Genomic DNA, 7902 nt, shown 5'->3' on the forward strand with positions numbered 1-7902 from the left:
GCCGTGCCGCTGGGATCGACCGGCGCGACGGTGGGCGCGGCGGGCGCCGCGCCGCGGTCGGCTCCCTGCGTCGCGGTGGCGGATGTCGTCGGCTCGGGCGCGGCGGGTGACTGCGTGCACGCCGAGAGGATCAGGGCGCCGAGCAGCGCCGGCGCCAGGAGGGCGCGGGGGGCGCGGATCACGCGGCGGACTCGTCGGTGCAGGCCGCGTCGGGTGCCGGGGGGATGGCGAGGTCGTCGCCGGGAGCGCTCCCCCGGCCGTCGTCGAGGGAGGATGCGCTCATGCTCGCGAGGATATCCCGCGCGATGGCCTCGAGCTGCGCGGTCTGCTCCTCGGTCAGCGGGTCGAACACCGTCCGGAGCACCTCCTCCGCGTGCCCGGGCGCTGCCGCCACGAGGGTCGCGCGGCCCTCGTCGGTGAGCTCGGCGAGGAGGCTCCGCCCGTCGTGGGGCGAGCGCGAGCGGCGGACCCAGCCCAGCTGCTCCAGCCGGGTGACGGCGTGGGAGGTGCGGCTCGCGGACGCCTGGAGGGCCCGGGCGAGGACGCTCATGGGGAGCGCGCCGTCCTCGGCCTCCGAGAGGCGGACGAGGATCATGTAGTACGCGTGCGGCATCCCGGCGTCACGGAGGAGCTCCCGCTCGATGCGCTCGCTGACGTGGTTGAGCGCGACGATGACCGTCCGCCAGGCGCGCTGCTGATCCGGCTCGAGCCACCGGGGGGATCCGCTCATGGTGCGATCCTAGGCTCCGGCGGCTCCGCGACGACGGACCCGGTCGGCCGTCTGGCCAGCACCGCGTCCGCGACGAGCTCCACCGCATCGTCCTCGGGACGGGCGCCGCGACGCGGCACGAGGCGTCCCACCACGATGACCTCGTCCCCGACGCCGAGGCGAGGGACATCCCGGGATGCCCCGGACCCCGAGCACACCGCGAGGACGGCGTCGTGGTCCGGAGCCCCGGTGTCGCCGGCGGCAGCGGGGCGACGCGCGTCGGCCGGCGCGACCAGGAGGCTGGCGATCTCCCAGCCCTCAACCGTCCGGATGCAGCGCGGCCGTCGGACGACCGTCCCGTGCACGGCCACCCGCGACCGTGCCTCGCGCGCGACCGCCTCACCCCGAGAGCCCACCGGGCGCCCCTCCCCGCGACCACGTGGCCGCACGCCGAGGATGGTCCGACGGATCGGAGGCAGGGGTCGGACAGGCGATCTCGCGCGCGCCGCACCGGGGACGCGCCCTGGGGAGGGACCGACCGGGCTCAGTGCTCGGAGAAGCGGAGGTCGTCGTCCTGGCTCGCGCGCAGCGCGGCCTTCGCGATCTCCAGGGTGGGGTAGGTGCCCGCGACAACACCGCGGTGCAGCGACCGCACCTCGTAGCCGTCATCGTGCGAGTGGATGGAGGCGAGCGCCCCCGTGGCCCCGAAGGCCACCCATGTCTTGCCCGCCGTGCGGGGGATCCCGGTCGTGCTGCGGGTGTCGGTGGTCATCGACATCGTCGTCTCTCCTCCCCGGGCTCCGTCGCCCGGACGTGCCGATGGTACGCCGACGCCCCGCGGCCGTACAGGCCGCGGGGCGTGGTGGACAGCTGGATCAGGCGGCGCGCACGTACTGCGCGAACGACTTCCGCACCTTGTTGACCTTGGGCACGGCGACCGCGTTGCAGTAGCCCTGGCCCGGGTTCTTGGCGAAGAAGTCCTGGTGGTAGTCCTCCGCGTCGTACCAGGTGCCGACCGGCTCGATCGTGGTGACGGCCGTGCCGTCCCACAGGTCGCCGGCCCGCGCGATCGCGTCCCGGAACAGCTGCTCCTGCTCGGCGTCGGTCGGGAACATCGCCGAGCGGTACTGCGTGCCCACGTCGGCGCCCTGGCGGTTGAGCTGGCGCGGGTCGTGCAGCGTGAAGAACACGTCGAGGATCACGTCGGCGGGGATGACCTCCTCGTCGAAGACCACCTTCACCGCCTCGGCGTGACCGGTCGCGCCCGTGCACACGGCGTCGTAGGAGGGGTGGTCGGTGTGGCCGCCGATGTATCCGGAGATGACGTCCTGGACGCCGTCGAGAGTGCGGTAGACCGCATCGAGGCACCAGAAGCAGCCGCCGGCGAGGATGAATGTCTGCATGAGAGATGAACCTACTTCCCGTCGACGCGCGCGAGGTCCGCGGTGGTCGACATGGGAGGGAACCGTCACCGGGCGGCTCCCATTCCACGCCCTCGCGATGTCGGTGGTCGCCCGTAGCTTCGGGGACACAGGGACACCGCCGGGCCGGCGGCGCACGGACGGAGGACACCATGCCCAGCATCACCTACACCCCCCTGGCGCGCTCGGCGGCCCAGGTCCGCGAGCTGCACGACGGGCTCCTGCGGGTCACCCGTCCGGACGGCGCCGTGCTCGGCTACGTCGAGCGCATGCACGAGCCCGAGGGCGAGCGCTTCCGCGCCAAGCGCCTGCGCCGGGACGCGCAGGGGTTCGTCCCCCTCGGCGACTTCTGGGCGCTCCAGGACGCGGTCGACTGCCTGCGGTTCTGACAATCCGCGCACGGAAGACGGACCCGCACGACGCGCCCGCGCCGCCTCCCCGTGCGCGGCCGGGGCCCGGGGTACGGTCGCCGCATGCAGTGGTGGAATGATCTCCTCGATGCCCTCGCGTCCGAGCGGGGCACGCAGCTCCTCTCCGGCGTCGTCGTCCCCTTCGTCGCCATCGTGGTGGCCGGCGTGCTCGCCGCGGTCATCGCGCGCGGTGCCACGCAGCGGATCCTCACGCGGCACGACCGCGAGGTGAAGGCCGCCGCCATCGGCGTGCTGGTCGACGCCGCGCGCCAGGCATCCGTCTGGGACGGGCTGACCGCGCAGGAGCGCGTGCTCGCCGACCGGGCCGCGGGCGAGGCCGACATCCGCATCCGCCTCCTGCCGGTCAAGGGCGCGGCCACGGCTGCCACCTGGGCCGCGCACGAGATCACCGAGTTCAAGCGCGGCAGCGGCAGCTTCGGCTTCCAGTTCGACGCGCAGCTCGCCGAGTTCCGCGACCGCATGGTCGAGTGGCAGCACCACCCCGGCCGTGCGCGCAAGATCTTCCAGGGCGACATCTCCCGCTGGCAGTTCGAGGACGACCAGCCCGCCGACGCCGCCCCCGGCCGGACCGAGCCCCGGCAGGCCGAGCAGACCGCGGTCGCTCCCGTCCCGGTGCCCTGGCGGAGCGGATCCGACGACCAGCCCGTCGCCGAGCGCCGCGTCGAGTCCCCCGACGAGCAGTACAGCCCGCCCGTGCCCTCATCGGCGGCCGCCAACTCCCGCAGCGCGGAGGCCGAGCGCCGCTGACGCGGCAGGTCCCCGCACGCGACGACGCCCCGCACCTCCCAGGAGGTGCGGGGCGTCGTCGCGTCAGGAGGCGATCACTTCCACCAGTCGTCGAACATGCTGGCGGGGACGCGCCGCTTGTGCTCCGTGCTGGCGTAGCGGGCCTCGATCGCCTCGGCCACCTCGTCGTCGACGTCGCGGCCCTCGAGGAAGTCGTCGATGTCGGCGTAGGTGAGGCCGAGGTTCGCCTCGTCCGTCTGCCCGGGGGTGTCGTCGAGGAGGTCCGCCGTGGGCGCCTTGAGGTACAGGCGCTCGGGTGCGCCGAGGTGCTCGAGGAGCGCACGACCCTGGCGCTTGGTGAGGCCCGTCAGCGGGAGCACGTCCGCGCCGCCGTCGCCGTACTTGGTGAAGAAGCCCGTGACCGCCTCGGCCGCGTGATCCGTGCCGATCACCAGCAGGCGGGCCTGGCCCGCCAGCGCGTACTGGGCGACCATGCGCGAGCGGGCCTTGACGTTGCCCTTGGTGAAGTCGGTCATCGCGTGCCCGGCGGCGTCGGCGTACTCCGCCTGGAACCCGTCGACGGCGCGCTTGATGTCGAAGACGACGCTCGACTTCGGCTGGATGAAGGACAGCGCGAGCTGCGCGTCCTCCTCGTCGGCCTGCACCCCGTACGGCAGGCGCACGGCGACGAACTCGGCGAGGAGCCCCTCGGCGGCGAGCTCCTCGATGGCGAGCTGGGCGAGGCGGCCGGCGAGCGAGGAGTCCTGCCCGCCGCTGACGCCGAGGACGAAGCCCTCGGCGCCGGTGGACCGGAGGTAGGCCTTGAGGAAGTCGACGCGCTTCCTGACCTCGTCGGCGGGATCGATGGTCGGACGCACCTCGAGGGCGGCGATGATCTGTGACTGGATGTCGCGCATGCGCCCAAATCTACGTCCGATCCCGCGCGTGCGACAGACGGTCCCCCCGGCGCGACTCGAACGCGCAACCGTCGGATTAGAAGGCCGATGCTCTATCCATTGAGCTACAGGGGGTCGGGTCGAGGGTACTACGCGGGGTCCGGACGACCCGGCGCGTCCGCGGCACCGGACGGTGCCGCCCCGTCCATCGCCCGCACCACGGCCTGCAGCACCTGGGGCGCGGTCGGGACGCCCTCCGCACGGAGCACCTCGCGGTCGCCGGCGCGGACCAGGATCGTCGGCGTCGAGCGGATGAGCTCCGCCTCCGCCAGGTCCGGATGCGCGGCGACGTCGAGCTCCTCGACCGGGAGCCAGGGCAGGAGCCGCTGCACCTCGGCGAGCGTGCGCCGGGTCGCCTGGCACGGGACGCAGAAGAGGGAGGAGAACATGACGACGCGCACGCCGTCGGCAGCGACCGGCGCCGTGGGACCCGGGCCGGCCTCCCCGGAGGTCAGGAGACGAACGCCGCGACGGCGGCGATGATGGAGACGAGGGCGAGCAGCAGCGACACCGACACCAGCACGAGGTGGACGGTGAAGAACGGCGTGCGGGACCCGTCGGCGGCGCGGGCGCGCGGGTCCTTCGCGACGCGCTTCAGGAACTGCGGCCAGACGACGACGTTCCAGACGCCGTTGACGATGAGGAGGACGGCGAGGAGGGTGATCACTCCCCCATGGTAGGCGGGCGGGATCCGGGCGGTCCGGGGCCGCCGATAGGATCTGGGGATGGGCAACAACGCTGACCGGCTGGTGTGGATCGACTGCGAGATGACGGGGCTGGACCTCGCGATCGACGAGCTGGTGGAGGTCGCGGTGGTCGTCACCGACTTCGACCTCGTGCCCGTCGACGACGGCTTCACGATCGTGATCAACCCCGACCCCGCCGCGCTCGCCAACATGGGCGAGTTCGTCACGGAGATGCACCGCTCGTCCGGGCTGCTCGAGGAGATCCCCGCGGGGGTGAGCCTCGCCGACGCCGAGTTCGCGGTGCTCGAGTACCTGCTGCGGCACGTGCCGAACGGCGGCAAGGCCCCCATCGCGGGCAACACCATCGGCACCGACCGGGCGTTCCTGGCCAAGTACATGCCGCGGGTCGACGCGCACCTGCACTACCGCAGCGTCGACGTGTCCTCCATCAAGGTGCTCGCCAAGGAGTGGTTCCCCCGGATCTACTTCAACTCCCCCGCGAAGAACGGCGGCCACCGCGCCCTCGCCGACATCCTCGAGTCCATCCGCGAGCTCGAGTACTACCGCCGCGCGGCATTCGTGCCGGCACCGGGACCGGCCACCGACGACGTGCAGGCCATCGCCGCGGACGTCACGTCCGCGTGGGCTCCGCGGCTGTAGTATCCTCGTCATGGCCGTCCGCGAGAGCGGGACCGGCCGCATGGTGGGCGTAGCTCAGTTGGCAGAGCGCTGGCTTGTGGAGCCGGAAGTCGCGGGTTCGAGCCCCGTCGTCCACCCCACCGGGAAGGGCCGGGATCCGAGAGGATCCCGGCCCTTCCGTCGTCTCCGGTCGTTCCATCCGTCGCGGCCCCGCGCACCCGTCGCCCGAGTCCCCGCACGGTGGTGTGGGAGGGTGGACCCGTGCTGCACTGCGACCCCGACGACTTCGAGCGACTGGTGGTCGACGAGCTCGACGAGCTGCCGGACGAGATGGTCGACGGGCTCGACAACGTCGTCTTCGTCGTCGAGGACCGGCCCGAGGACGGATCCCTCGACCTCCTCGGCCTCTACGACGGCGTCGCCATGACCGAGCGCGGCCAGTACGGGTTCGGCGAGATGCCGGACCGCATCGTCGTCTACCGCGAGCCCCACCTGCACGAGGCGGAGGACATGGACGCGCTGCGCGACCTCGTCCACGTCACGCTCGTGCACGAGATCGCCCACTTCCACGGCATCGACGACGACCGGCTGCACGCGCTCGGCTGGGCCTGATCCGCTGTCGCCCGCGCGACGCCGCCCGGACGCACGACGACCCCGGTCGCCGCGTCGCGGGCCGGGGTCGTGGACGGGCGTCTCAGGCGCCCGGGAAGGAGGGGATCAGAGCTCGAGGGACTCGTCGTCGCCCTCGCCGAGGACGTCGTCGCTGCCGTCGGCCACGAACGTGTAGGTGACGCGCTGCTCGCCCGCGACCTCGGAGACGGCACCGGCGCGGTACTGGAAGAGCGACTCCTTGCCCTCCACAGCCGACATCGTGCTGATGGTCTCGTCGTGCTTGCCGTCGACGAGGACGCGGGTCTCGGTGGTGCCCTCGAGGGGGCCGTCGGCGAAGACGGCGAGGTAGCGGACGTCGGACGGTGCGGAATCGGTCATGGCCTCAGGCTACCCGGCCGCCGCGACGGCGTCCGTGCGGACGACGGCGTCGGCCAGGGCACGCGGATCCTCGCGGGCCACGTGCGCGCGCCACTGCGCGTCCCAGCGCTCCCACTCGACCGCGAAGGACTCGCCGTCGCGGGCGATCGCGCGGGCCCTCCGCACGGCGTCGTCGGCCTCCACCCAGATGCGGTGCGTGGCGAGGGGTGCGGCGACGCGGGTCAGGGATCCGCAGCCCTCGACCACGAGCGGACGGGCCGGATCCAGGTCGTGCCACTCCGCGGGCGCGTCGGCGCCCCAGTCCCAGCGGCGCCAGCGGGGCCGCCCACCCGGATGCATCTCGGCGAGCACGTGCCGCTCGAGATGCCGTGACGCGGCCTCGAGGCCGCCCCAACCCGGGTAGACGTCGTCGAGCCGGAGGAGCTGCGCGCCCGGGAGCAGGTGCGCGCCCGCGTCGCCGTCGCGGACGAGGACGTCGGCGAGGGTCGACTTGCCGGAGCCGGACGGCCCGTCGACGAGGACCAGCGCCGGGCGCCGCTCCCCCGGATCAGGCCGCAACGAAGTCCCACGTCCCGGCCGCGACGGCCGCCGTCACCGAGCTGGCGGCGACCAGCACGGCGACGGCCAGCACGAGCGCCTCGCGCCTGCCGACCACGCTGGGGCGCGCCCACGTGCGGGCGGTGGTGCCGCCGAAGCCGCGGGCCTCCATCGCGGTGGCCAGCTTGCTGCCGCGCCGGATCGACAGCACGAGGAGCGCGAACGCCTGGCCGGCGAACCGGCGGATCCGGCCGCGGTCTGCCACGCCGCGCGCACGGCGGGCGAGCTCGAGCGACCGCCAGTCGTCGAGCAGGAGGCCGACGAGCCGGACGCCCGCGAGGGCCCCGAGCACGAAGCGGGACGGCAGGCGCCACACCTGGGCCAGGCCGTCGGCGAGGTCCGTGGGATCCACGTTCGAGAAGAGGATGAGCGACGCGACGCCGATGGCCAGCACGCGCAGCGTCGTCGCGACGGCGAGGAGCACCGAGCCCTCGCTCACGACGACGAGCAGGAACTGCGCGTACACGTCGCCGGACGTCCGCCCGTAGAGCAGGATCGTGAGCCCCGCGCCGGGAGCCGCGATCCAGATCGGGATGCCGCGGACGAGGAACGCGCGCGGGCGGATACCCGCGACGGGCAGGAGCAGCAGCTCGAGGAGGAGCGCCGCGCCCGCCGAGACCACGTCGAGGCTCAGCACGAGCACCAGCGTCAGCACGAGGGCGGCCGCGAGGCGCGCGACCGGGTTGACGGCGGCGAGGCCGCTCGCGCGGGTGGCCGGGACGACGGCGGACGGGGCGGCGCTCATCG

General features: G+C 73.6%; 13 protein-coding genes, 2 tRNA genes and 1 pseudogene. 5 read left to right on the plus strand and 11 right to left on the minus strand.

The genetic code is table 11. The features are described 5' to 3' along the window. The 4 genes and pseudogenes from DZG00_RS17330 to msrA all read right to left on the minus strand — a co-directional run. A pseudogene (locus tag DZG00_RS17330) lies at nt 1–182 on the minus strand (DUF6993 domain-containing protein); the annotation flags it as partial. After that, nucleotides 179–730: a MarR family winged helix-turn-helix transcriptional regulator gene (locus tag DZG00_RS09865; RefSeq protein ID WP_119455582.1), complete on the minus strand. Its 552-nt coding sequence runs from the start codon at nt 728–730 to the stop codon at nt 179–181. The pseudogene DZG00_RS17330 and the gene DZG00_RS09865, both read right to left, overlap by 4 nt. Nucleotides 731–1253: 523 nt before the next feature. After that, nucleotides 1254–1481 (minus strand): hypothetical protein, encoded by a 228-nt coding sequence (locus DZG00_RS09875; RefSeq protein ID WP_233549037.1) that lies wholly within the window; start codon nt 1479–1481, stop codon nt 1254–1256. Nucleotides 1482–1584: 103 nt separating this feature from the next. Continuing rightward, nucleotides 1585–2112 (minus strand): peptide-methionine (S)-S-oxide reductase MsrA, encoded by a 528-nt coding sequence (msrA, locus tag DZG00_RS09880; RefSeq protein WP_119381937.1) that lies wholly within the window; start codon nt 2110–2112, stop codon nt 1585–1587. Between the two features lie 170 nt (nt 2113–2282). On the opposite strand from msrA, the gene DZG00_RS09885 reads away from it, so the two are divergent. Further along, nucleotides 2283–2519 carry a hypothetical protein gene (locus tag DZG00_RS09885; RefSeq protein ID WP_119381938.1) on the plus strand — a complete coding sequence of 79 codons (237 nt, stop codon included), beginning with the start codon at nt 2283–2285 and terminating at the stop codon, nt 2517–2519. A gap of 84 nt (nt 2520–2603) precedes the next feature. Beyond that, nucleotides 2604–3308: a hypothetical protein gene (locus DZG00_RS09890; protein ID WP_119381939.1), complete on the plus strand. Its 705-nt coding sequence runs from the start codon at nt 2604–2606 to the stop codon at nt 3306–3308. 74 nt (nt 3309–3382) lie between these two features. Here the strand turns inward: DZG00_RS09890 and nadE are convergent, their stop codons facing one another. From nadE to DZG00_RS09910, 4 genes are all read right to left on the minus strand, one after another. Next, nucleotides 3383–4204, minus strand: a complete 822-nt coding sequence (nadE, locus tag DZG00_RS09895; protein ID WP_119381940.1) for an NAD(+) synthase — start codon at nt 4202–4204, stop codon at nt 3383–3385. A gap of 41 nt (nt 4205–4245) precedes the next feature. Next, nucleotides 4246–4318, minus strand: a tRNA-Arg gene (locus DZG00_RS09900). Nucleotides 4319–4332: 14 nt separating this feature from the next. Further along, complete coding sequence (locus DZG00_RS09905) at nt 4333–4632, minus strand: thioredoxin family protein (protein ID WP_158586981.1); 300 nt, start codon at nt 4630–4632, stop codon at nt 4333–4335. A 62-nt stretch (nt 4633–4694) separates the two neighbouring features. Beyond that, entirely contained in the window at nt 4695–4910 is a 216-nt protein-coding gene (locus DZG00_RS09910; RefSeq protein ID WP_119381942.1) for an SCO4848 family membrane protein, read from the minus strand. Nucleotides 4911–4968: 58 nt separating this feature from the next. Between DZG00_RS09910 and orn the strand changes: the two genes are divergently transcribed. From orn to DZG00_RS09925, 3 genes are all read left to right on the plus strand, one after another. Further along, nucleotides 4969–5589, plus strand: coding sequence for an oligoribonuclease (orn, locus tag DZG00_RS09915; RefSeq protein ID WP_119381943.1), 621 nt, complete (start codon nt 4969–4971; stop codon nt 5587–5589). Between the two features lie 43 nt (nt 5590–5632). Continuing rightward, nucleotides 5633–5708, plus strand: a tRNA-His gene (locus DZG00_RS09920). 121 nt (nt 5709–5829) lie between these two features. Then, nucleotides 5830–6180, plus strand: a complete 351-nt coding sequence (locus tag DZG00_RS09925; protein WP_119381944.1) for a metallopeptidase family protein — start codon at nt 5830–5832, stop codon at nt 6178–6180. A gap of 105 nt (nt 6181–6285) precedes the next feature. Here DZG00_RS09925 and DZG00_RS09930 read toward each other — a convergent pair whose 3' ends face one another. From DZG00_RS09930 to DZG00_RS09940, 3 genes are read right to left on the minus strand one after another with little or no spacing between them, the layout of a single operon-like run. Beyond that, nucleotides 6286–6558 carry a hypothetical protein gene (locus tag DZG00_RS09930; RefSeq protein WP_119381945.1) on the minus strand — a complete coding sequence of 91 codons (273 nt, stop codon included), beginning with the start codon at nt 6556–6558 and terminating at the stop codon, nt 6286–6288. 9 nt (nt 6559–6567) lie between these two features. Further along, nucleotides 6568–7116, minus strand: coding sequence for a nucleoside/nucleotide kinase family protein (locus tag DZG00_RS09935; RefSeq protein WP_119381946.1), 549 nt, complete (start codon nt 7114–7116; stop codon nt 6568–6570). Beyond that, complete coding sequence (locus DZG00_RS09940) at nt 7106–7900, minus strand: energy-coupling factor transporter transmembrane component T family protein (protein WP_119381947.1); 795 nt, start codon at nt 7898–7900, stop codon at nt 7106–7108. The genes DZG00_RS09935 and DZG00_RS09940 overlap by 11 nt, the downstream gene beginning before the upstream one ends. Between the last annotated feature and the right edge of the window lie 2 nt (nt 7901–7902).

It is taken from the genome of Clavibacter lycopersici, assembly GCF_003576405.1.
GTDB lineage: Bacteria > Actinomycetota > Actinomycetes > Actinomycetales > Microbacteriaceae > Clavibacter > Clavibacter lycopersici.